The sequence below is a fragment of the Paenibacillus sp. Marseille-Q9583 genome (genome assembly GCF_976954365.1).
Genome location: NZ_CDRJTB010000008.1, coordinates 64,241 through 86,842 on the forward strand (window position 1 = coordinate 64,241; position 22,602 = coordinate 86,842).

The window sequence follows — 22,602 nt, forward strand, 5'->3', positions numbered from 1 at the left end:
CGGCATATTTGCCGAACCCTCCGCGTTTCCTTCGTTTAATCTTCGAGTGTATATTCGTTCGTTAGCGTAAATCCGTGGACCGTCGACGATCCCGTATTCGCCATCGTAATAACCGGCCGCGCCCTTACATCCGCTTCCGATTCGATCGCCACCGCTTGCCATGACGTATCTATCGTATATTCCGTAAGCACTTCGCTTCCGGTCGGCCACGGATCATTCATGCGCAGATTAACGTCAATCAAACGCGATCCGGTCGCACCAAGCGCGAGCGTTCCCGCATAAGTCGCTACGTAATACTTGCCGGGCATATCCGCAAACTCTAACGTAATCTCTCCGCGCTTAGCGTTAAAAGTACGCGCAAGATACGCGAGCGTCCGGTGAAACTCCGCTGCCGACGACGTAATCTCGAACGTCAGTCCAATCGTACGCGGACCATAGGAAGCGCCGAAATCAACGACGCCGTCCGTACTCGCGAGCTTGACTGTATTGTCTTCGGTTTCCGGCAATACTGGTAAGTTACGCTCGTATAGCGCTGCTCCGTGTTCCGATAACCATACGCCATTTACCGCTACATCATAGTGCGCCATTACTCCTTCACCCCCATCGATTGCAGGCGGGATAGTGCGCGGGTACGTTCATCATAAAACGTAGCAATATCGGCTTTATCATTCAGCGTTACCTCATCTACGCCGAGATCAATATGCTGCGTAATATTCGTAACTGACGCAGGTGCTTGCGGTGATATACGTGGACTTGCGATCATATCGAACAGCGTCGCTTGCTGCTGCGGATTTAAATACATCTCGCTAGCGTGCGCTATAACCGGAACCACCGCGCCAGGTGCGCCCTTAACGATGCCGCCGTCCTTGAACGCTTGTAATGCGCCAGTATCCGCCGATACTCCGTAAAGTTTACGCAGCTCCTCGTTACGTGCGTTAAGGCGCGCCATCTCCGCCGTGTTACCACTCGCCTTCGCCGCTGTCCATGCGGTTTTATTCGCGTTATATTCAGCGAGGTCAGACGCCTTTTTCGACTCCGCATTAATCTGCGTAATCGACGCCATCTTCGCGCGATATTGCGTCAGGAATCCGTCGAGCTCCGTAAGTATCGCGTTATTAGCCGAACCACTCGCACTAACACGGTACGCCGCGATTCCGTCCTCTATCGATTTGATATCGCCGCTGTACGCATCGAACGCCGCCGTTAACGCGCTGTACTGCGCTTCGGCTGCGGTCTTCTCCGCTTCGTACGCTTTCGTCTGCGCATCCTTTTCGTCCTTAAGCGCGTCTTGCTGATCCGCGAGTGTGCGGTCGGTTAATTCGCGATCGTGTTCGAGTTGCATACGCGCGATCTCTTTAAGTAGCGCGTCACGTTCCGCAATACCCTCCGGACCAACCGCGCTCGATAACTCCGCCAAGCGCGTTTGTTTCTCCGCTAATTGCGTTGCGTAATCCGCGTCAACATTGAGCTCTTTGTTGGTGTCACGTAAGCGCTGGATAGCGTCGATCCGCGCGTCATAATCGGCCAACGCGGCGTTCTTACGTTCCTCGATCGCCTTGAGTTCCGCATCCTTCGCGTCCTTAATCGCCGCTTTCTGCGTCTTAACGAGGTCAGTCGCGAGATCCTGCGTCAGCTTCGTCAGTGACTTGCGGAGGTTGTAGAGTTGTTCGTCGGCCTGCGCATAATACTCCGAGTCTTTGGCGTAACGACTTCGTACGCGAGTCCATGCGTCGATCTTCATTTGCGCGATTTCCGTTTCCGATTTGCCGGCGTCAGACATGCGGCGTTCCTCTGCGCTAATCCACTTCGATGATGCGGAATATTGAGCGCGCGCTTCCGCTTCGGTTGCGGTAGCTACGTTTTTCCGCGACTGGCGAACTTGATCGTCGGCGGCGATATACTCTGCGCTGTCCTTCGCGTAACGATTGCGTAATCGCGTCCAGCTTGCGAGTTTCATTTCCGCGATCTTGAGCTCGGACTTGCCGCTGTCCTCCATCCGTTTCGACTCCGCATCAATCCACGTAACCGAAAAGTCATAGCGTGATTGGGCGCTGTCTTCCGATAAACGCTTAAGCTGCAATTGCAACGTACGCGCGTCGTCGATGGATTCCGCTAGAAACTTCGCATGCTTCACCTTGAGCGCGTCATACTTTTTAATCTGCGCATCCGCCGTCATATCGTAAAAATCCGCTTGAAACTGGACGGTTTTCATATCGGCATCATACGCAGCCTTACGCGCTTCGGCGGCGAGTTCTGCGGCTGTCTTCCCCTTCGCTTTCTTTTCCTTCTTAGCTTTCGGATCATCCTGCGGAATAATATCCTTCGTAAACGTCTGCGCTCCGGCTTCCACTTCCGCCGCTAACTTCTCCATCTCGCGCGCTGCGTCCGAATATTTCTGCTGTTGTGCGAGCGCTAAGTCCCGCCCCTGCTTCGCTTCCTCCGCGACTTTATTCGTCAGGTAATCGTTGTTTACAATGTCCATAACGTTCGGCGTCTTACCGTTCATCTTCGCCTCACCTTGCGCCACAGACTCCGCAAATGTCGCCGCCTTTGCTCCGGACACTTTCGCCATAGCTTCGATTAGCAGCGTATAATTCTTAATCTGCGTCTTAACCGATTCCTCTTGCGCCTTATTTTCCTTCGCAAAGTTACGAATACGTTGCGCAGCTTGGTCGGCGGCGAGGTCCGTAAATTTCTTGTCTGCGGCGATTTGATCGATAATTACGTCGATGTTATCCGCTCGAATACGTCCGTCTTCGCCTTGGCGAGCGTTCAGCTCCGGATACTGTTCGATCAACTTTTCCGTTACGTCAACGAGGCGTCCTTTTTGCGTAGCGTCCAGCGTTTGAGAACCGGATAACTCCTTAAACTGCGTCGCTAATGCGCTCATTTGTACGAGCGTTGCTTTCTTCGTTGCGAGTGCGGCATACTCCGCTTTATCCTGCGAGGATATCGAATCTATCGAATACTTGAGCGCTTTGTTCATCTCTTCGAGCTTGGACGTGGCGGCCTCTACGCCATCGAATCCCATAGTGCGCAGCTTATCGTCCATCTCGCCAAGCGCTTCGTTAATGTCCATCGCTTCGGACAGCATCGCGGGATTTCCTAGTCCTTGTTCTCCCGCCGCTCGTATTTCGCTAAGACGCATCTCCATCGATGCGCGTTCGTTAAGGGCTTCCGTAAGGTCCTTCGTTTTGGCTGTTAGCGTTTCAATATCCGCGGCCGATTGATCGACAGGCGCTTTATCAAGCAGCGTATTAAGTTCCTTCTGCGCCTTAAGCATGTCCTGCGTGGCTCTTGCATCTTCTCCCTTTTTTGCAACTAACGCACCGATTCCGCCTGCAAGTGCTCCGATAGCTACGATTGCTAATCCGATCGGTCCTGCGGAAGCTCCTAGCGCAACTATGCCCGCCTTGATAAGCGCCAATGCCGGAGGAACAGTAGCAAGTACGGTAACAAACGCAAGCATTCCGGCGGTTCCCGTTGCAAGTCCGGCTACAAGCGCTTTATGTTCCGTCACAAAATCCGCGAGTGCAATTATCGTCGGAGTCAGCGATTCCAGCGTTTTTTGTACAACGGGAGTGAACGACTCGCCTAGTGCGACGCGTGCTTCATTCGTAGCTTGCGCGAAACGGTTCTGTGTACCGGTGAATCCTTGCATCGCTTCGTCCGCGTTTCCGGTAAATATCGCACCCTCACGCATAAATCCGTAATACGCCGCTTGAATCTTTTCAGCGTCCGTTAATCTGCCCGCCGTTGTTCCGATTGATTCCGCGTATTCCTTTTGCATAACGGACAGATTCTTCGTTACGCCGACCGCGTCAGATAGTACGGAGTTACCGTTCTTGATACCGTCGAGTGACGCTTGAATAGCGCCTCCCATCGTGTAAAAAGACTGACGGTTATATGCGGCTGAGTCCGCGAGTGAGTTGATTAACTTCGTAGATTCTCCGAGATCAAGTCCGGTAGACATCGCAGTCTTGAACGCTAGCACCGATTCAGTGAGCGTTAAAAAACCGCGCTTGGCTAAATCCTGCGCGGCTTGTTGTGCGTCTCCCGTTTGGATGCCGAAGCCTTTCGCAACGGCGTTGAGTCCCTGGAACGCGTTATATAATTTCGTACTCTCCGCGACAACCGACTGCATCTCGCGCACAAGTTTCGTTAAAGCTGCGCCAGCACCGAGCCCAGCAAGCGCGGAGCCTAAGTTCCGCATGCCGTCCGCGCCGCGTCTACTTTGATCTTCGAGATCCTGTATCCGGCGCCGAGCCTCGTCAATATTGCGCCTAAACTCCGCAATGTCGAGTATAATCCGCGCCTGAATTTCACCTACGTTAGTACCGCCCGTACTCATCTTAGCGCCCTCCTTACTGCATCCGCGATAAACTGTTTATATATCCGTTCATTCGTACGGAGTGGTCGCGATAAGAACTTCGGACGAGTACCGGGCGTCGTCGGATTCTTGTACTCACCCATCTCGTGTACACGTAGCGCATAATTAAAGCGCGCACCAGAGGGACCCGTTTCCGTTGCGGAATAAAATACCTCACCGTATATCCGTCCGTCCCTATTAACGACTTCCTTACCGGCTGTCATCCGCAACGTGCCGGTATCTAACGGAGCCTCATTACGCGATGCCGCGAGTAAGTGGTCGGTAGCGTCGTGTAATCCGATAGTCGCGCCGTCGAGAACCCGCGTTTTCTGGCGCTCTAAAAACTGACGTAGCGCCGCCGTTTCCATACGAAAATCCATGCGTCCGTCACACCCTCCCCGCGCTCATTTGATCGCGTAATAGTTTAAATCCGGCCTCGTCAAATACCGGCTTGCTCTGCGTCTGAAATCCTGCCTCTCGCTGCAAACCCGTAGTAAACTTGCGGAAGCCTTCTACGTCAGTCGAGTGCGCATTTACGTTAACGTTTAGCGCGTCCAACATTTCGCCAGCCTTATGCCGCTTAACCGCATCCAATACGTCGAGCAAATCCATAACGTAATAGCCACGCTCGAACTCGACCTGCGTTTTGCCGAGGCGTACGGCTGCGTCTATGAAAAACTCATCTATCGTTACTCGGCGCTCGCTTCCGCTTTCTCCGCCTGTAGATTCGCCAGTTGCAGAGCGCCTTGCACGTTTTTTAAGAGACCGCCGAAATTGTTAACGCGCGCTACGGCGGTAAAATACGCCATCAATTCGTCCGGTGCTACGTTTGCTTTAATCCACTCCGGTTCGAATTCGGTCAATATGCTGACTACCTGCACAATGTCCTCAAGCGCATGTTCAAGGATCGCGAATAAGTACGCTGTGCGACTCCCTGCTGGCGCGGACATAACGCCCATAACCAACTCCGGTAATGTGTTAATAACTCCGGTTAATTGAATCCATCCGTCGATTGTTACCTTGCGCACCCTTACCGCTCTGTCTCCGAGCTGTATTACGTTGGGGTCAATTACGATCTCTTCTGGCGCGGGAACTTCCGCTTTATCTGAACGCTTAAAAATCGGCATTATATTCGCTCCTTATAAAGAAATAGAGGCGCAACTAAGCGCCCCTTTTAACGTTAATACTTAAGCCGCCGTGATTTCTTCGTCACCGAGAATCGCGATGATTCCGTCTGCATCCGGAGTTGACCGGAGAGTTACGTTGGTAATCCGTTCGTTCTCGTTGTTGTACGAATAGGATAAGTCCGTCTCGCTATACGCCAGCGGCAACGTAATCCAGAAGTCCGGATCGGTCAGTTTTGCCAGCGGTTTGATTACGGCTTTCTTTGCGCTATCAATCAGATTCAGACCAACGCCAGTTTTAAGGTTAATCTTTGACCCGCCCGCGCCCGTTACGACTTCCGCGCCCGCCATGATCTTCGGAATAACGGTCAGCTCGTACTCCCCGAACGGGACCGTTACGCTGGCGTTACGTCCGGTTACGCGCTTGCCGACGATGGTCTCGCCCGTCTGGTCCGTCTTCTGTTCGCGGTACGTAGTTTCCGTATTAAAAACGACGCCGCCTATCGTTGTCTCGAATTTGACCATCGTTGGGCCTTCGCCGTATTCGACGATTGCCGGACCTACCTCGATCTTGCTAAAGTTTTGTGACATTCTCGCATGTCCCCTTATATTTGTATTTGTGTACTGCGTAGCACAACAAAAAGAGCCGCCCAATAACGGACAGCCCCACGTTTATAACGATGTAGTAAGCGTAAAATTAACGGAGTATAGCGCTCGGCTATTCGCGTCAGGCCCGAGATACCAAGGCGCAGATTGTTCCGCCAGGCACTTAACGACGCGCGTAGTCCCGATTATAAATTCCGCTTTACCGTGCAGCGCTTCGAATATTGCGTTTGCCTTCGCTTCGGCGGTCGCCATCGACTTCGCGCGAATCACGACTTGGAGTGACGGATAAGCAACGGATGACCATTCGCTCGGTGGCGGACCGCCGGTTATCCGCGTATATGCGCAATCATCCGGATTCGCCGTTGTAAAATCGTTGCCGACTACGGTAAATCCCGGAATGATTAAGCGGATGGTTGCGTTAATATCTGCGACTGTTAATAGCGCCATTAAACGTCCACCTCCGTTATTAGCGGCTTCCCGTTGAGCGCCCGTTTTACGCTGATTGCGAGTGGCGTGTACGTTGTCTCCGCTAATAGTTCGTTAGTGTACGTAAGGCGGTCGTCGAGTCCGATATCCGCGAGCTTATCGAAGTAAAACGTGCCGACGCTTACGACTTCCGCGCCGTGCTGATTGCGTACGAGTTTAACCGCCTCACTAAAGCGGCATTTCTGCGCGTAAGGGACGCCGTATGACGGCTCGTTATAGTCCGGATCATATCCTGTAAACGGCGTAATTGTGACCGTTTGTCTCAGCGGTATGAGCGCCATTACATCGTCACCCACTTCGCGGTCTTACGTCCGAGCTTAACGCCGCCATTCTCCGCGCTGATTAATTCGAGCGCGATATCCGGTATCCATGCGTCGAGGCCCGTTTTCGCCCAATCCTTAAACGTAAAATTCGCGACGCCCGTTAGTCCGAAGCTCGCTACGCCTTGTTGCTGCAGCGCGTTCGTATCGTTAAACGCGATCGCGAGTTCGTTCGCATATTCGTATACAGCCGCGTCCGGTATCGTATATTGAGCGTATTTGTTCGTCAGCGTCCGTCCTGCCACGTTAACTATCCGTAGTTTTTTGGCGTCGTCTGCGTCCGTCCAATCGTCAATCGATATACAGTTCACGTTTATATACGCTGTTGCGTCTTCTACCGAAACCATACGTCCACCTCCCGTTATTTTGCGGAGGCAGCTTTACGAGATCGAGGCGTAGGTTTAGTGTCGTCTACGTTCTCTTTCGTTACCTCCGGTTCTTTCGTATCAACCCGCTGTGCGTCCCTTAAGTTTTCAAGTACCGCGATTAACCTCCCGTCATCGGTCGAAAAAGATCCGTTCGAAAACGAATACTTTTCACCGTTGACGTAGAAAGAGAGTTCGCGGTACTTCGATTGAAATACCGCCATTTACTCGCTCCCCTTTCGATTACTTCGCGCCTTTGATGCGTGCGTGTGCAGCTTCTTGTTGGAACTCTAATGTAAACTCGCCGACGATTTGACCTTGGTAGTAGTCGCCCTTCTTACCGAGATATTCGTGACCAAAGTCGCGACCGTTAAGCGGACGGATGAACATGCGGTTCTTATCAACAATAAGGATTTCATCCGCGCTTAAGTTGTCGTTAATGGACACGTTAAACTCGCCGAAATCCGTAATCAGACGGTTAACCACCGTACCGCGGGTATCATCCCCATTGTCAATTCTTACGATGTTGTCGGAGAACTTACCGACCGCACGTTTTTGTTTCGCAGGTACGAGAATCTCATAATTACCGCCAGTTGCGAAGCCGCCTTTAGTGTAGATGGACTGCAATGAATCGTTAATGTGATCCATCGTCACGTCTACTCCGCGAAGGTCGGTAACGTTTGTCTTAATCAAGTTACGTACACCGTCCATTTGTCGTACAAGACCGTTTTCATACCGGATTCCGCCGATGAAAGCTTTCTCCGTTTGAAGTGCAAGTTCGAGCAGTTTTTTAGCTTTTTCGTACTCATAGATATCGTCGATACCGTAGTTAGCTACTGCGGCTGCTGTACCGCTGATTTCTACTGTCTCGTCGAAGATTTGCGTGATATTAGATTTTCTTACACGTGGCTTAAAGCGACCTTGGCGAGCGTCAGCACCTTCCGCACCTTCAACGAATTGGACTTCGATTTTCGCTCCTGATGCAATAACAGCAGCCGTTGTGCTGGCATAGCCACGCGTAACAGTCAGCTTTTTCGCGGACTTGTCAACTGCAGTAACGAGTAGCAACTCTTCGCCTACCTTTATGACTTGGTTTGCGCGGAATGGCTCAGCGTCGGCAACACTAATTTCTGTCGCTCCGACAAGTGCTTCTGCTGCTGCCGTGCTTTCATCCGCAAACATGGAGTCCTCAAACCAAATATGTTCTACTTGCGATACAGGCGTAGCAAAACCCAACATCGAGAGTAGCGGCGTTTGGTATGCGTTTAAAAGTAGAATCTGATCCGTTACTGACTCGCGCTTACCGATCAACTCACCTGACAAAATTTTAGACATTCATTATTCCCCCGTTATAGTAGTTTTGTTGTGAATAGAAAAAAGACGACCCATTTTAGATCGTCTTAGCTAAAGAGGTGCTTATAGATTTAGTTCACGTTTCAACTTTGCATAGGTCGCTTGGTCTTCGAGGCGACCAGACTTACGTGCCTTATCTGCGGCATCCTTAAGTAGGTGCTCCTTCGTCTTATCCGGTTGTGGATCGCCACCACTCGGAGAGCCTACCGCTTTCGGCTTCGTCTTCTCAACGAGGTAAACGTGCGCTTCTACCAACGCCTCGACCGCTTCCTTTACGCCAACTGCATTCCCTTCGTCATCCACCGTAACTGCGCTCAAATCCGCTAGTTTCAGCGCCGCAGCTAAACGGTCAGCCGGTACGTTAGCCTCGCGCGCCAACGACTTAAACTCCGCGTTAATAATACGTTGATTGGCGGCTGTCTCTCGGGCATTACCGCGTTCTTCTGCTTCCTGCGCCTTTTTGAGCGCTTCTGCTTTCTCCGCTTCCAAACGTTCTGCGTCAGTCAATTCCGCTTTCTTACGCTCAGTTTCCGCCTTTTCCAACGCAGTCAGCTTCGTTTTGATATCGTCGTAATCTTCGCGTCCTTTGCGATCTCTCGCCAATCGTTCGGCAACAACGCGGTCTAGATCCGCTTGTGTGAACGTTTTATCTGGCGCAGGGTCCGGCGTTGGTTTCGGATCTGGGTCCGGACCGCCTTCCGCAAATAACTGCAGATTTAACGGATATCGTGAGCGTTTTAATTCGTTATTCATCGTTTGTCCTCCCCGTACGAGGCCCGTCGGCGCTAATGTGTCTGACCGTAAAGTTTATCACGTCAATTCACGTCTGGACGCGGAGCCTTATTGCTCCAGTAGTTTCGGATCACGTATCGCAGTTACTACGTGCTTGCAACACGGATGAAAAATTTCATTACGCGGAAGGTCGCCAATATAACGGTAATTCCCCGGAGCATCCGGCGTAAGTTTAACGATCATTCCTTCGTACTCGCGGCACTTATCAATCGCGTTATGCTTCGAAATAACTCCGTAATAAGCGCCGCGCCCTACTGCTTCGTTAATCGTAGACTCGCGCTGGGTCGCCGCCATCTTCGTTCGCGTTAGCATCTTAACGTAGTTTTCCGGAGCCCAGCGTCGACCCACGCTATCCACTATTCCGGTATCAACCGCGCTGCCGAGCGTTGTCCTCATCCGCTGCAGGATGTCGGCGTTAAGCGTACGGTTTCCGTTAATGCCGCGTGTTAGATTCGCACGCATCGAATCGGCGGTAGCTTGGCGAATCGCTAACTTAACGCGGCGGTCTACGTTTTGGGTTACCGCGAGTAAGTCCGCCTGTGTATCCGCAACGGCTGACGCAACAAACTCGCGATTAATCCGGTTAAACTTAACGATCTTCTGCGCCTCTTCTAACGTTTGTGCCGCGCCGAGTTGAACGATAGCGAGCGCGACGCCGTCCATAGCAGCTAGCGGTATATGCTTCGCGACCCATTCGGCGGATTCAGCGTTAAGTGAACGCAAAATAGCCGCAACCTCGGCGAGTGCGGCCTTCGAATTAGCGCGAGACATTGCGGTTAGATCCAAGCGTGAGAGTTCGCCGGATATCGCAAGTATTGCAGACTTATATGCGCGGACGAGAGCGGCGACTTCGTAATCGTACGTTGGTATTGGCGCCGTCATTCGTTAAACACCGTTGATTCGACCGTACCGAGCGTGCGGGTTTCGTCCGCATCAATCCGCGTTATAATCTCGGAAGCCATTGCGTCGTCTACTCCGTCGAGCGTCTTAATAGCGTCATGTACGGAGATCGTCGGCTTACCGCCCGTACGTATCTGCGCTACCTCTGCGGCTTCCTTCTCATCAATCGGAACTCCATCACGCCATTTAATACGAGGATAAATCGGATCATATTTTTCAAAATCGCTTACGCCGTCATTAGCGTAATTTTCGAGTTGCATCGCGGTCCAAATAGCGTCCCGTAAAGCGCGATCAACGTGCGCGCGGATACGATTTACTTTCGCTAGGATCGGCATAAACCGCGCTTTGATTGCGCCGCTGTCCGTATGCGACGTACCGGTTCCGCCCTTATCGGAGGCGAGCGTTGTTCCGAATAACCACTGCGGGGTTTCTGACATCTGATATACGAGTCCAAGTAGTATATCGAGTTCCGTAAATGCGGATGTTAATTGCCCCTCCCACGTCATATAGCCGGGAGTTGCGTCTTCCTTACCAATCGGGATATAGCGTCCGCCTGAACGTAGAGTGTCCGTAGTTCCTTCGCTGTCGTCTCCGATATCTTCTGGACCGTACATCCACGGATCGCTATGCTTCCAAAGGATATAGTCGATCTGCGCCAGGCGCTCGTTAATCGCGCTCAATACGCTTTCCAACTTCTCAACGCCGTTAATACCTTCCCAACGGTCGTCAACGCTCTTATACGGAATGTGGTGAACGAGTAACTGATCCGTTCCCGTTGACTCAACATTTTCCTCGCGTCCGGTCGCTACTTTTTCTCCGATCGTATACATAGAAATGGGAACGCCCCATTCGCTATTTACGCCAGCCTCCGAAAGCTCATAGCGCTCGTGCACGATATAGCCGGGGATATAGCGCTCAACAACGAGATAAGGTACGTATGATACCGCCTTACCGTAGAGCCACCGAATAACCTTTCCGCCCGGTTCTTCTACCCAATCGACCCACGCGACGTTAATCGCCTTGAACTTCTTACGCGAACCCGTTGATAACTCCGGAAATACGATATCCGCGCGTACAGATTCGATAATTGGTTCTAGCGCTGGTTCTGGTACAGTTAATCCGTACTCTTTCGCTAGTGCTTCCGTTTCGCTGACGTCGGCACGCGTACCATAGCGGACCTTAATAAACGAGTCTCCGCGATATCCCGCGCCAATAACGAGTTCATGCGTCATTAACGTAATATCGTTTTCCTCAATGATCGAATCGAGTCGTTCTTGTTCGCGGCTGCCTGCGCCAGTTCCGGCTTCAAACGTTGGCGGCTCGCCCGTTAGCAAATCCGCGGGCTTCGTTAGCAATATGTCCATGAGGTTAACTGCGATGAACAGCGTTTTAAGCTGCGCAGCGTGTGGCGTATCTTTTAATAGAGACGAAGCACGATCGTAGATTTCCGGATGGCGTCCGTCGAATATCGTGCGACCCCGTTTATAGCGTGCGAGTCGCGGTATGTGAGACGGCGGGGGATATACGGCCCCTGTCTCGAATAATTTCGTAGCCAATGCGTCCTCTCCTCCGTTTACATTCCGTTTGGTTTATTGCGTATTTTCTTACGTCCAGTTTTCGCGATGCTGACCGCCATTTCCAAAGCATCCGGGAGGTCGTCGTGAGTACCGGACGGGTACATTTCGAATTGTTCGAGTAACAACGCGTGCCTTCGTGAAAATTGGATTTCTCCGCTTTCAACCGCCGGCATGAGTGCTTCAATCCGAAGCCCCTTACGTGATCGCTGATATATTTCCTTAACGCGTGTTTGCGCTGGATATCCCGCAGTTTTAAGCGCGGTCTTTAGTTGGGTAACGAAGAACTCTTGTGCCGCTTGTGATTCCGCTGCGATTGCGTTCGGCTGATACCGTAGCGCCTTCTCTACAATTACACGCAAAAAAGCGTCCGGCTTTATCCGTTCGCCGAACGCATCGATTACGTATTTTGTTCCGGTCTGTTTATGGCGGGCGATTGTTACAATAGCACTATAGTCTCCGCGCGTTTTTCCCATCGCGAAGTCAACGCCCATGTATATATCGTAAGCTGCGTCAGCCGGTCGCGGGTACTGCGATAGCGCGTCTTTCAACTGTCCGCTATCCCAATACGTGAACGTCTCCGGATTAAATATCATCGACTCTTCATCGACCGGATTATTCATATACTCCGTGTTAAACGCCTTAATACCGTTATTCCATTTCCACGTCATTAGCGTCCATATCGGCTGTGCTTCCGGCCACAATACAACGGCTCCGCGATCCATTTCAGCGCGATTTAGTTCGTATAAGGCTTGCGCATCCTTTACGCGTTGCTCTTTCGGTAAGTCCGGATCTTTATATACGAGTCGGCACGCTTCCCATAAGTCCATACGCTCGGGCCACGTTTTGACTGCGCGATATACGCGGCTCTTAAAGTCAGAGCGGTTATACAATACGTCAACGAGTAAGGCTTCGTGATGGACCGTTGTTCCCATGTAGATAAACGCCGTCTTTTTACCGCGCGGATCGCCTAACGGGACTACTGTCTGCGCGAACCAATCCTTAAGCTTACGCCGGAGTTCCGGAGTTGCTGCGTTAGATTTAATATCTTCGAGGTCATCGCAGATAATTAAGTCCGGACGTACTCCGTTCCAGTTACGTCCCCGTAGCGCCTGTCCCGTTGATGCCGCTTCAACTTTCGTAAGTAGCTTTTTAGTTCCGTCTTCGCGCGGCTCCCATGCGATAAACTCCGAGCTGTTATCTTTCGGATTTTCCTGCTGCTTCGGTGATAATAGTGGTCCGAAGTCCGCACGTAATTTAGCGTTACTCTTTAATTGCGCCGCGATCCAATCGAGGTTAGCGCTGGATACTGCCGGCGTCTCAGATATGATGATTTCGTACTTACGTTTGCGGTAAACTATCTCGCGACAAGGCTCCGCCTTCGATAAATACGTTGATTTCGCGTGGGAACGGGGCGCTGCGACCGCTACCTTGTCGTTAAGGTTAACGTTAGATATGTCGTCGATTATCTCGGCGATTTCACGGTGAAAATCGGGCGCTTCCGATATGTCTACGATATCGAATCCGTCCCAATTACCGTCATTGCCGGGATTGCGTGCTTCCGAGAAATACTCTAAGGAGAATTCGAGCAGATTACGTTCGCAACGGTTAATACGCTCTAAGCGCTCAAGCTCCGCAACCTGTTCGTCGATTAACCGCTGATCTTCTTCCGAAAGAGACGCGATATCTACGCCGGCTAACGAATCAATGAGTCCGTTAATGCCGCTGATTACGGCGTTACGCTCGTCCCGTCCGTTCCACTTGCCGTCAATCCATGCGATAGATATCGCCTCCCTTCCGTACGTTGATTTTCACCGTGAAATTAGCGTGTTTAATGCGTTACCCTAACGCTTATACTCCGATGGTCTATAACGCGCTAATTTAACGGTGATTCTACGGTAAAATTACGTGTGGCTACGTTTAGTTACCGAAACCCAAACGTTAATTTTTGTGCGCCGATTTTTCATACGCCAGAAAGCGCCCTCCTGACGAGGGGCCTTGGGGGTATACGCACGCTTTACTCCGCTAAATCATCGTAATATTTACGTTATACACGGTTATGCGCAGACTACCGCATAAAACTCGGATTTTGTACTAAAGTACTTTACGTTGACACCCGCATAAAACCGCGCCATATCAACGTTTACGGACTTACATACTCCGCCGCCTAAAACGCCATTATACGTTGCATATACATTTACCAGTACGCGCGGAGTAAGAACGTTGTAACCGCGCGGCTTAACGTTGATTTACGCACATTTCCGTTTACAATTTATACACCGTAAGCCGAGCGCCTATTCATCCGTTTATGCAACGCTTATACAGAGCCAAATACGCTATGCTGCGTTATCGTGCGAAAGTTTTCGGAGGGGCGTGCGCTAGGCGAGCCGTGCAGACTAAATAGGCGCATCCGAACGAATCCGAAACGTAGCTAATCGCATTCCTTCATTATATAGCGCAATTACTCGCCACCTTCGGATTCGTCTACCTTACGCTGTCTCAACGTCTCTATACGCTGTCTCAACGCATCTACGTCAGTCCCACCGTCTATCTTCGTATCTACCTCGACCTTATCCGTAAGCATACCGCTAATCTGCAGCGCTAACTTCGCCATAGCCGCGTTACCATCCCGCATAGCAATCGTACTCAACGAATCGACCAACTCCGGTAACTTAGCGCTGTTATCACGTATGATTGCACGCTTAAACTCCGCCTCGAACGTTGCATCCTTTCGCCAGTTCTCAAGCGTACGTGCTGTTACTCCGCATAATGACGCAATCTCTTCGTACGTCTTACCGCCTTTACGCGGCTTCGCTAACCATTCGATCGCTAGCGTCTGTTCTGACGTTAATTGCTTCGCTATAATGTCCGCCTCCTTCCGTTGTATTAGCGCTTATATACGCTGTCCTTACGTTTATACTTCCGCGCTATTAGAGCGCATAAAACAGCGCTACTCATACGCTCAGGCAGGGCGTACAAATAGCGCTCATATCCGTCTAATCTATGTTAATAGTAATCGTAACTGGACCGCAGTCATTCAAGATAACGCCGTCACTATCGGCAAGGAATACGTTATCCTCTGGACCAAACGCGTGTGTTCTAACGCCTTCCCTGCGTGATAACTCCGCTTGTAAATCCGCCGTACTTACCGTTGATAAATCGAATGACATTACGGTATCACTCCGTATCTTCTATTAGCGGATACTTATGCGTAATTACACCGCCTACTGAACGCGTACATACGTAATACATTCCGTTATCCTCTTCGATATTATCCGCGTCAGTTCCGATTATTAGCGCTATTTCCTTACGTTTATCTACGCTCATATTAACGTTATCCCTCCGCTCACTGTACGTTCGCTACCGCTTTAACATCCGCGTTATTCTTTGGTGTTGCCTACATGAGTTACTTCGAGGAATATGCTTCATGTCTCTGTCAGACAAAGGTTTAAGCTTAAGTTCCTGCCGCGTCACTTTGTTCCTTGCCCCTTGTCGCTAACGCGCCTTCGGACCTTATCAATTAACTGCGCTTATTCTTTTATATAAGAACAGCGGAATAAATATATAAGATACACAAGGCACGGTTTTCGCCGCAGTGTCGGAGTGAACTTCTCCGGAAATGAACTCCGCAGTATATGGAACGAATGTGTAAATACGCCGTCTTGTTCGCGTTTTTACCGATAACATTACGTTTTGCGAACGCAAGTACCCAACAAGACTAAGATATAATTTACCGCCCAAAACGCCGAAAAGCCGCGCCACTATAAGGCGGAACGGCATTTTTCGATGTACGAATAAAGTCACTTTTTTCGGCGAAATGTACGAATCAGGTCACTTTTTAAGCCGCCTCACCGTTAAATATCGCAGTCAGCAGCGGTGAAGGCTCCTTACTACTCCGGTAGAAAACGTTAGGGTTAAACACGTATTTCGCAGATTCCCCGCTAACTTTAACGCGAGCAACGATCGGAACACCTCCCACCGTTATGTTCGGTAGTCTGCGTGTTACCGTCTTCTCGTCAACTCCTATTGCTTCCGCAAGTTGCTTGCCGTTAAACCAACGCACCTTCTTCGCATCGCGTTCGAGCGGATTAACGCAAAGTGCGTTAGTGTCCAGATGGACAAAGCGCAGCATTCGATAGACAAGACCGAGATCCGATGCTTTATTCTCGCGGTATGAGCGCTTAACCATCGTTGAATAAGTCCGCACTACCGCTCTACTGCCGGTGGCTCCTCGAAAATGATAGCGCTGATTAACGTAATAACTTCCATCTACATCGCGTGTGATAATCGAATGCGCAACGCATTTATCGAGGAAATCGTAGAACGTTTGCCTTTTGCGTTTTAATCCGAGCACGTCCAATAAGTCGCCTGGTTTCATTGCGTCGCCCTTTGCGTTAATTAGGCGGCCGTTATCGAAATCTACGTAACACTGCAGGAGCAGCAAGTAGCCGCATTGTGCCGTAGTTAGTATGTCGATTACCTCGTGTATCTCGTTCATGTCGGCGAAGGTAAACTCTGCTTGGCGTCCTTGAAATTCCTTACGCTCTTTAAATGCTTCATATTGCGCTATACTAACGACTCTATGTGTATCGGCTGGCGCGTAGATTAGCGCCTCGCCTGTGTCCGGATCAAACGCTGTTCCTGTTCCGGTAAATGCGACGTGTTCTGCGGTGTATAGTTGCGCGGTACTCACGCGACCACCTCTTTCCGCGTAGCCTTAAACAGCTTAGTAGGATCAATCGGCTCTATTTTCATATATCCATTATCTAATAACATAATCCGGTGATTATCCAGTAAGTCAATCGCGCCGGACGCCTCGAGTCTTTCTTCGTAACACTGGCGTTCTCCGCAGAATTTGCACGTACACATCATTGGCGCTCACCCGCCTTCACTTGCGCAGCTTCTAAATCGCGCAATGCCTGCGTAGCTTTCTTCGCCTCGCGCTGAATCGCCTTAAGTCCGCGGACTGTCTCCGCGATATCGACTGTGTCTACGTTTACCTTAACGTTTATTTCGCCAATGTTTCCGGCCATGTACAACGCCTCCTATTCGAATGTGAAGCGGAAGGTGCGCGGAGTATACCCGCAACATTCGTACCCCTCGTACCTATATAGGTAACTAATAACGTAAAATATAGGTATCATCACGTATTTTCCGTAAATAAAAACGCCACCTCCCCGGAAGGAACTGGCGCTATTTTGTCGAAAGTGTACGAACTAACATACGAAAGGACTACGCTTATGAGCCGATTTATGAAGCCGCTGACCTCTAACGTTCAATTTTATACTGCGCAACTTGAGCGCTTGCCCATCGTAGTATTCATCGCGGAAGAACTCGTAGGCAGCGGACTAATCGAAGATATTACGGATTCTTCCGTACAGGTGCGCGGCGAACGTTACTTACGCGCTACGTGCACGTTTAAATACGCAAGCTAGGCGAATTACTATTGATAACGTGCGCCCTATCGCATATAATACGTACATACGTTCTTATTTACGGAGGTCTCACGCTATGTCAGAAGATAACGCACTATTAAGAGATTACGTACTATACCCGCAGCTTACGGCGACCGTACAGCGCGGCCTTGACGAACTTGAGCACGCGCACAACGTTCTCAATCGTGCGTATGCCGCATCCGGCACATATATTAAACAGAAGATTACGGCCGACCTGCGAGAGAACCGCCTAGCGCTCAATCGCAAGGGAATACGGATATTAAGAAGCGCGGAGCTTAACGGGTTGATCCACGTTGAATTTGCGCGGAAATGGCATACGCAGCCGGAGACATATGCGGTTGCCCGCGAGGTTCTACGCGATGAGATGCGCGCGAGAATGGCGCAGTATATAGCGGAATTTGGTGCGGTAGTAGCGCAAGATTGGAAAGAGAGTACGGAGCCAGCGTCTATACGATAAACTCCGTAAATACCGGACTCCGCAGCATACCCGCGCGAGTCCAATTTCGTATCTTCACGCGTGCTCTAATCCGCGGCTCCACGTACACGAAGTCGCTATCCTCGCCAGTAATCAGCGCCTTACTCACGCCGTAGAACGCCTTTTTGTGCGTAGGAGATACGCCAAACTCGATAACGCCGGCAGGACGCATTCTACCGCTATCCGTAGGCACAGACGCAAGCCAGCCGAACTCCGCCTTCTTATAGCCGCTCAAATAAACGTCGGCATACGTCCAGTTAATGATCTTCTGCCAGGATGCCGAGCGCCGACTCTCATATACGCTATCCTTCCGTTTAGCAACGACGCCCTCCATAGCTCGCGCCTGCATTTGCGCAAATAGCGCTTCGCCGGCGCCTTCGATATACGGAGTAACGCCGAAATGTACGTTAGGTAGCGTAAGCCCCGCGAGTATTTCCTTACGCTCCATTAGCGGACGATTACGGAGATCCTCGCCTTTATAGCGCAGGATATCGAAGACAACGTATGTGACCGGCAGAGTCTGCGTAAGCTGCCGTATCTTATCCGCGCGCCGTGCTTGAAAACGCGACATGACGGATTCTAAGTTGATTGCGCCGGTCTGTGGATCGACACATGCGATTTCACCGTCAAGCGTAATATCATGCGGGAAGAGTGCGTTAGCTATTTCCGGGTACTGGCGCGTACACACGTTGTTATGGCGCGTATATAAGCGGACTACTCCGCCTTCTAGCGAATATATTAAGCGGTGACCGTCGATCTTCGGCTCGTAGATATAGTGCGAGTCAGAGAACGGGGCTGCCGCTGTTTCTAGTAACATCGGAGAAATAAACACGTAATCACCTCTACGCTAATTATAACGCGAGGTTAGCGGTGATTGGTGCGGTAAGTTATGGAACGAGCTAACTCCGCAGACTCGCGGTTACACAGCTTAAACACGTGATTCCTGTACGATAATAAGCGGTAACGCCGCCAGCCCCAGCGATCATACTCCGGATCAAGGCGGAGGCGCTCACCGTATTTATCCAGCTTGCGTATATAGTAAACGAGGCGGTCATCAGCGGTTTTAATTCGGCGCGGTTTCATAGCGTGGGCCCTCCGGTATCGGTACGTTTAACGTACCATTTATAACGTGAATATACACCGTTACGTTTAACGTGTCAATACGTTATTGTTACTTTTACCGTACCGGAAGTTGCGCTATACTAAACGCAGGAGGTGCCGCTTATGTATACAGTCCGGATTAAACTCGCCGCAATCCTCGAAGCACGCGGAATCGGCCAGCGTGAATTTTCGCGTATGACCGGCATCCGCCATCCGTCTATCGGTGAAATGTGCGCCAATAAAACGCTGCGGCTTCCGTTAGAAAACCTCGCGAAAATGTGCGAAGTGCTTGACGTTGAGATAACGGACATACTCGAATTAGAAAAGCCGCGCGATTAAGCTGCGGCCTTTTCTTCGTATATTTCTACGCTCTCTACTACGGTAATCTCATTTACTGCGCTCATATTCGCCAGCCACCGCGCACCTATTCCGCGCCTTTGCGTAAATTCTTCCGTTAACTCTCCGCCCGTATTTCGTAGATTATACGTAACCTCTTTACTCGGCGTTATATCACGCTTATACTGCGCAGCCCGCGCCACATTACGTATCTTAGCGCCAGCATCCACACGCCACCTTTCGTAAGGAGTACGTTGTCTCTTCGCCGGAATACGGTAATCCTTTCCGTCAGTCCCCACGTGTTCGGCTGCGTTTAGTGAAGTCTCACGGTCACGGCGAAGTTCGAGCTGCCACACGCTAAAGAACGGATACTCATCGCGTGTTACTTTGTCCGGATGGCGGTCCGATAGTTCCTCTCGCAGAATATAATCCGTCAATCGCTCAAGCTCCGCAGCATCCGGATGTTTATCGACGCTATCGAAGTACGCGTCAGTCAGCGCATTAACGGCCGCCATACGTTCGGTGCGATCCGCGATATCCTGCGCGATAAGATCCGTAACCGCATCGTGAAATTCCGCTTTATAATCGTACATTAGTCCGCCTCCTCTTCCGTATCTTCATCATCAAGCGCATACCCTACCGTAATCTCTCCGTATTCCCATTTCCGATAAACCGCCGCGATCTTCTCCGCCGCCTCGTCTACGGATTGCTTAACGGTCGGCTGCGAGATGCCCATCGCTTTTGCCGCCTCTGCTTGCGTAAGGTCAACGCCATAAACCCACGCGATTGATTCCGTCTGGCGTTCCGTTAACCCTGCGGATGCAACAGCGCTATTTAAGTCAACAAGCGTATCGACTGCGTTATAATCTCCGAGAAATTGTGCGCTACTAATGTGGTGGCGATCGCGGAGGAGTTTTTTAACACCAGCTTCGTCGTTTAAAACGTATTTAACTTCGTACATGCGTGCGCCTTTATCTACGTCGATTTTTACTGATCCGATAATAATCCGCCCCTTTGTCCGTATTTGAGCGGAAGCCCTACGTTATGTGAAGGTTGCCGCACGCTCCGCTATTGTGAAATATTCAAACGTTGAAATTATCGAATATCACTCCGCAAACATCCGTTCAAGATGCGATTTCTCGCATGATACCGAGTTCCGCCGCTACATATGCGTTCTCACAATCGCCCTCATGCGTGGCGTCTCCGCTTGCATACCGCGTAATCTCGTCGCCTGCGTAAATCTCTCCGCCGCAGTACGTGCATAGCGCGAAGACGGGCGGTTCAGTTGGCAGTTGAAAGCGTTCGTCTAGCGGGGACCGCATTACGCAGCCTCCCGTAAATCGACCGCTAGAGCTGCGTTAAGTTGCTCCGCCAGCGCGACTCCGATCAAGTAGGAGATGCGCGATGCGACTCCGATCAAGTAGGAGATGCGCGATGCGACTCCGTTACCGACGATGCGGTATTGCGCGGATAGCGAGATTGTGTCTGGTAGCACGTACGTATCAGGTACGGATTGGATGCGTAGGCATTCACGGACGGTAAAACGGCGTGGGGCATGTAACGGATGAATTGGCTGACCGCTGTTGTGGTGCGCCGGAATCGTGTTACACGCGGAGTCCATCGATTGCACACGGTTAGCTTGATCGTACGTGTACTCGCTCTTTGGCGACCAGTACAGCCCATTTGCCTGCGCTTTAGGCTCCGGTAAGTCTCCGATCACATCGCGCAGCACTTGCGTCCGATACTCCCATACGTACGGCGACGGAAACTCAAACGTGAATCCGAGATCCTTCCGCACACCTACGATGAACACGCGCTCTCTTTTCTGAGCTACGCCATAATTCCACGCGTTGATTACGCGCCATGTAACTGCGTAGCCGATCTCGTCAAACTGCGCAAGGAGAGCGTCGAATGTCGGGCGATGCTTCTTCGTAAGTAACCCCTTTACGTTCTCAAATACAAAGGCTTTCGGCTGCTTTTCCGCGATAATCCGCAAGTAAGTCCATACGAGTTTACCGCGTTCGCCGTCCTCGCCTGCACCTGCGCCAGCTACCGAATAGTCCTGACAAGGCGGACCACCTGCGATAATGTCAGCGTCAGGTATCTGCGCTTGTAACGTCGCGTCCGTTATGTCGCCACAGATTACGTGATCACCAATGTTATAGGCGTACGCTTCTGCCGCGCGCTTATCGAAGTCATTTGCAAATGTGATATCGTAGCCTGCCGCTTTGAGTCCGACCGCCATCAGTCCGCCGCCGCAGAACAACTCGGCTACCGTCAAGCCGTTCGCAGGTAATTGCGGTGTTACGTTATAGTTTCGTATGGGTACCGTCTCCTCTCGATTACCTTGCGGGTAGAAAATTCCGTATGGTACGCCTTTTGCTATTACGGAAGATATCGTAGCAGCCGGTTGATCCATCGTCTTTATACGGCTCGCCCGGTGTTCCCAATTTGCGAACATATACGCTATGCCTTTTTCGCTAAGTAACTGCGGTTCATGATTCGCTACCATCCGCTCTCGCCTCCGTATTCTCCCGTTTCGCCAACGGAGTCCGATCGTCATATTCCTCCGCCTTAATCGCGTCAATCCGGCCCCGCATATACCCGGCTTCATAACCTGCGCGGTAATCGTCCGTAGTCATCACGCCGCCTCCCGAGAGGAGCGCAGCGAATCGGCAGAGGGCAGCCGAAGGTAGCCCATAATCTCGTCAATCTGCGCATACAACTCCGCGAGCCCCGCGTCATTCACTACGGTAAAATCTGTTACGAAGTTATCGAGCGCCGTTTCCGTTCCGTGCATTAAGTCCGCATAGGCGAACGTATCGCCGGAGTTAATCGCGCGTTCGATGCGCAAGCCGTCCGGTGCTTCGACGCGGATGAGGACGTAGCCGGCGGATTGGAGCGCTGAAAATTCGTTTGGCTGGCGGCAATCCGAGATTACCGCGCGGAAATCGAGGTTTGCGTAGTAAGCGCGCTGAACCTCCGCTAGACACTTGCGTATCCAGATGTCCGCGTCAACGTGTTCGCGCATAAACTGTCCGTGAAATTGGTAGCCAGCGCGCGGTTTAGGATCGCGTTTTATCTCGGGATAGCGGCGGTGAAAATCGCGCTTCAATTCGTCGCCGAACGCAAATTGCGTGTAGCCGTATTTTGACGCGAGGTAATCGCCAGCCGCGGACTTTCCACTACGTAATTTTCCGATGAGGCCGACGTTAGGTAGCGTCAATTTTCGGTCAGCCTGCGTTAATCTACGGACCATTGGCGCGCCCATACAGCGCTTATGCCCGGAATACCACGCACCGGCGTGAGAGAACGAGTATACAGAAGCGACGACTTCTCCGCAGC

At 51.2% G+C, this 22,602-nt stretch carries 32 protein-coding genes; 3 read left to right on the forward strand and 29 right to left on the reverse strand.

The window, feature by feature from the left end; translation table 11 throughout:
• Nucleotides 1-35: 35 nt before the first annotated feature.
• The 21 genes from ACWNM1_RS06030 to ACWNM1_RS06130 form a co-directional block, all read right to left on the reverse strand.
• Nucleotides 36-587, reverse strand: a complete 552-nt coding sequence (locus tag ACWNM1_RS06030; RefSeq protein WP_449600295.1) for a phage tail domain-containing protein — start codon at nt 585-587, stop codon at nt 36-38.
• The gene (locus ACWNM1_RS06035; RefSeq protein ID WP_449600296.1) at nt 587-4,351 is read right to left on the reverse strand and encodes a hypothetical protein; all 3,765 of its coding nucleotides are present in this window, start codon (nt 4,349-4,351) and stop codon (nt 587-589) included. Before ACWNM1_RS06035 ends, ACWNM1_RS06030 begins: the two co-directional genes overlap by 1 nt.
• Nucleotides 4,348-4,593 carry a hypothetical protein gene (locus ACWNM1_RS06040; RefSeq protein WP_449600297.1) on the reverse strand — a complete coding sequence of 82 codons (246 nt, stop codon included), beginning with the start codon at nt 4,591-4,593 and terminating at the stop codon, nt 4,348-4,350. Before ACWNM1_RS06040 ends, ACWNM1_RS06035 begins: the two co-directional genes overlap by 4 nt.
• Nucleotides 4,594-4,756: 163 nt before the next feature.
• Nucleotides 4,757-4,981: a hypothetical protein gene (locus ACWNM1_RS06045; RefSeq protein ID WP_449600298.1), complete on the reverse strand. Its 225-nt coding sequence runs from the start codon at nt 4,979-4,981 to the stop codon at nt 4,757-4,759.
• A 77-nt stretch (nt 4,982-5,058) separates the two neighbouring features.
• Nucleotides 5,059-5,496: a hypothetical protein gene (locus ACWNM1_RS06050; RefSeq protein ID WP_449600299.1), complete on the reverse strand. Its 438-nt coding sequence runs from the start codon at nt 5,494-5,496 to the stop codon at nt 5,059-5,061.
• 60 nt (nt 5,497-5,556) lie between these two features.
• A complete protein-coding gene (locus ACWNM1_RS06055) occupies nt 5,557-6,084 on the reverse strand; it encodes a hypothetical protein (protein ID WP_449600300.1) in 528 nt (175 codons plus the stop codon).
• Between the two features lie 81 nt (nt 6,085-6,165).
• Nucleotides 6,166-6,546 carry a minor capsid protein gene (locus ACWNM1_RS06060; RefSeq protein WP_449600301.1) on the reverse strand — a complete coding sequence of 127 codons (381 nt, stop codon included), beginning with the start codon at nt 6,544-6,546 and terminating at the stop codon, nt 6,166-6,168.
• On the reverse strand, nt 6,546-6,866 hold the full coding sequence (locus ACWNM1_RS06065; RefSeq protein ID WP_449600302.1) for a hypothetical protein: 321 nt from the start codon (nt 6,864-6,866) through the stop codon (nt 6,546-6,548). The genes ACWNM1_RS06060 and ACWNM1_RS06065 overlap by 1 nt, the downstream gene beginning before the upstream one ends.
• The gene (locus tag ACWNM1_RS06070) at nt 6,866-7,252 is read right to left on the reverse strand and encodes a hypothetical protein (protein ID WP_076179450.1); all 387 of its coding nucleotides are present in this window, start codon (nt 7,250-7,252) and stop codon (nt 6,866-6,868) included. Before ACWNM1_RS06070 ends, ACWNM1_RS06065 begins: the two co-directional genes overlap by 1 nt.
• Nucleotides 7,253-7,266: 14 nt before the next feature.
• Nucleotides 7,267-7,494 carry a hypothetical protein gene (locus ACWNM1_RS06075; protein WP_449600303.1) on the reverse strand — a complete coding sequence of 76 codons (228 nt, stop codon included), beginning with the start codon at nt 7,492-7,494 and terminating at the stop codon, nt 7,267-7,269.
• Nucleotides 7,495-7,513: 19 nt separating this feature from the next.
• Nucleotides 7,514-8,605 carry an SU10 major capsid protein gene (locus tag ACWNM1_RS06080; protein WP_449600304.1) on the reverse strand — a complete coding sequence of 364 codons (1,092 nt, stop codon included), beginning with the start codon at nt 8,603-8,605 and terminating at the stop codon, nt 7,514-7,516.
• An 81-nt stretch (nt 8,606-8,686) separates the two neighbouring features.
• Nucleotides 8,687-9,376 carry a phage scaffolding protein gene (locus ACWNM1_RS06085; RefSeq protein ID WP_449600305.1) on the reverse strand — a complete coding sequence of 230 codons (690 nt, stop codon included), beginning with the start codon at nt 9,374-9,376 and terminating at the stop codon, nt 8,687-8,689.
• Nucleotides 9,377-9,463: 87 nt separating this feature from the next.
• Nucleotides 9,464-10,297 carry a phage minor capsid protein gene (locus ACWNM1_RS06090; RefSeq protein ID WP_449600306.1) on the reverse strand — a complete coding sequence of 278 codons (834 nt, stop codon included), beginning with the start codon at nt 10,295-10,297 and terminating at the stop codon, nt 9,464-9,466.
• Nucleotides 10,294-11,679, reverse strand: a complete 1,386-nt coding sequence (locus ACWNM1_RS06095; protein ID WP_449600307.1) for a portal protein — start codon at nt 11,677-11,679, stop codon at nt 10,294-10,296. The genes ACWNM1_RS06090 and ACWNM1_RS06095 overlap by 4 nt, the downstream gene beginning before the upstream one ends.
• A gap of 209 nt (nt 11,680-11,888) precedes the next feature.
• Entirely contained in the window at nt 11,889-12,824 is a 936-nt protein-coding gene (gene terL / locus ACWNM1_RS06100; RefSeq protein ID WP_449600308.1) for a phage terminase large subunit, read from the reverse strand.
• Between the two features lie 1,526 nt (nt 12,825-14,350).
• Entirely contained in the window at nt 14,351-14,776 is a 426-nt protein-coding gene (locus ACWNM1_RS06105) for a phBC6A51 family helix-turn-helix protein (RefSeq protein ID WP_449600377.1), read from the reverse strand.
• Nucleotides 14,777-14,885: 109 nt separating this feature from the next.
• Complete coding sequence (locus tag ACWNM1_RS06110) at nt 14,886-15,059, reverse strand: hypothetical protein (RefSeq protein WP_449600309.1); 174 nt, start codon at nt 15,057-15,059, stop codon at nt 14,886-14,888.
• Nucleotides 15,060-15,066: 7 nt separating this feature from the next.
• Complete coding sequence (locus ACWNM1_RS06115) at nt 15,067-15,216, reverse strand: hypothetical protein (RefSeq protein ID WP_449600310.1); 150 nt, start codon at nt 15,214-15,216, stop codon at nt 15,067-15,069.
• Nucleotides 15,217-15,727: 511 nt separating this feature from the next.
• Nucleotides 15,728-16,582, reverse strand: a complete 855-nt coding sequence (locus ACWNM1_RS06120; RefSeq protein WP_449600311.1) for a hypothetical protein — start codon at nt 16,580-16,582, stop codon at nt 15,728-15,730.
• Nucleotides 16,579-16,761: a hypothetical protein gene (locus ACWNM1_RS06125; RefSeq protein ID WP_449600312.1), complete on the reverse strand. Its 183-nt coding sequence runs from the start codon at nt 16,759-16,761 to the stop codon at nt 16,579-16,581. The genes ACWNM1_RS06120 and ACWNM1_RS06125 overlap by 4 nt, the downstream gene beginning before the upstream one ends.
• Nucleotides 16,758-16,922, reverse strand: coding sequence for a hypothetical protein (locus ACWNM1_RS06130; RefSeq protein ID WP_449600313.1), 165 nt, complete (start codon nt 16,920-16,922; stop codon nt 16,758-16,760). The genes ACWNM1_RS06125 and ACWNM1_RS06130 overlap by 4 nt, the downstream gene beginning before the upstream one ends.
• A gap of 207 nt (nt 16,923-17,129) precedes the next feature.
• On the opposite strand from ACWNM1_RS06130, the gene ACWNM1_RS06135 reads away from it, so the two are divergent.
• Nucleotides 17,130-17,324: a hypothetical protein gene (locus ACWNM1_RS06135; RefSeq protein WP_449600314.1), complete on the forward strand. Its 195-nt coding sequence runs from the start codon at nt 17,130-17,132 to the stop codon at nt 17,322-17,324.
• Between the two features lie 76 nt (nt 17,325-17,400).
• Nucleotides 17,401-17,802: a hypothetical protein gene (locus ACWNM1_RS06140; protein WP_449600315.1), complete on the forward strand. Its 402-nt coding sequence runs from the start codon at nt 17,401-17,403 to the stop codon at nt 17,800-17,802.
• On the opposite strand, the gene ACWNM1_RS06145 is transcribed toward ACWNM1_RS06140, so the two are convergent.
• Both ACWNM1_RS06145 and ACWNM1_RS06150 read right to left on the reverse strand, forming a co-directional pair.
• The gene (locus ACWNM1_RS06145; RefSeq protein WP_449600316.1) at nt 17,792-18,652 is read right to left on the reverse strand and encodes an ATP-dependent DNA ligase; all 861 of its coding nucleotides are present in this window, start codon (nt 18,650-18,652) and stop codon (nt 17,792-17,794) included. The genes ACWNM1_RS06140 and ACWNM1_RS06145 overlap by 11 nt on opposite strands.
• Nucleotides 18,653-18,684: 32 nt before the next feature.
• Nucleotides 18,685-18,903, reverse strand: coding sequence for a hypothetical protein (locus ACWNM1_RS06150; RefSeq protein WP_449600317.1), 219 nt, complete (start codon nt 18,901-18,903; stop codon nt 18,685-18,687).
• A gap of 141 nt (nt 18,904-19,044) precedes the next feature.
• Here ACWNM1_RS06150 and ACWNM1_RS06155 point away from each other — a divergent pair, with 141 nt between their 5' ends.
• Nucleotides 19,045-19,260, forward strand: coding sequence for a helix-turn-helix domain-containing protein (locus tag ACWNM1_RS06155; RefSeq protein WP_449600318.1), 216 nt, complete (start codon nt 19,045-19,047; stop codon nt 19,258-19,260).
• Here the strand turns inward: ACWNM1_RS06155 and ACWNM1_RS06160 are convergent.
• The 6 genes from ACWNM1_RS06160 to ACWNM1_RS06185 all read right to left on the reverse strand — a co-directional run bounded on the left by ACWNM1_RS06160 (nt 19,257) and on the right by ACWNM1_RS06185 (nt 22,483).
• Nucleotides 19,257-19,850: a hypothetical protein gene (locus tag ACWNM1_RS06160; protein ID WP_449600319.1), complete on the reverse strand. Its 594-nt coding sequence runs from the start codon at nt 19,848-19,850 to the stop codon at nt 19,257-19,259. The two genes, ACWNM1_RS06155 and ACWNM1_RS06160, sit on opposite strands and share 4 nt — an antisense overlap.
• Entirely contained in the window at nt 19,850-20,218 is a 369-nt protein-coding gene (locus ACWNM1_RS06165; protein ID WP_449600320.1) for a sigma factor-like helix-turn-helix DNA-binding protein, read from the reverse strand. Before ACWNM1_RS06165 ends, ACWNM1_RS06160 begins: the two co-directional genes overlap by 1 nt.
• A gap of 163 nt (nt 20,219-20,381) precedes the next feature.
• Nucleotides 20,382-20,579, reverse strand: a complete 198-nt coding sequence (locus tag ACWNM1_RS06170; RefSeq protein ID WP_449600321.1) for a hypothetical protein — start codon at nt 20,577-20,579, stop codon at nt 20,382-20,384.
• Nucleotides 20,579-21,820: a DNA cytosine methyltransferase gene (locus tag ACWNM1_RS06175; protein ID WP_449600322.1), complete on the reverse strand. Its 1,242-nt coding sequence runs from the start codon at nt 21,818-21,820 to the stop codon at nt 20,579-20,581. The genes ACWNM1_RS06170 and ACWNM1_RS06175 overlap by 1 nt, the downstream gene beginning before the upstream one ends.
• On the reverse strand, nt 21,753-21,899 hold the full coding sequence (locus ACWNM1_RS06180; RefSeq protein ID WP_449600323.1) for a hypothetical protein: 147 nt from the start codon (nt 21,897-21,899) through the stop codon (nt 21,753-21,755). The genes ACWNM1_RS06175 and ACWNM1_RS06180 overlap by 68 nt, the downstream gene beginning before the upstream one ends.
• Nucleotides 21,899-22,483 (reverse strand): adenylate kinase, encoded by a 585-nt coding sequence (locus ACWNM1_RS06185; protein ID WP_449600324.1) that lies wholly within the window; start codon nt 22,481-22,483, stop codon nt 21,899-21,901. The genes ACWNM1_RS06180 and ACWNM1_RS06185 overlap by 1 nt, the downstream gene beginning before the upstream one ends.
• Nucleotides 22,484-22,602: the final 119 nt, after the last annotated feature.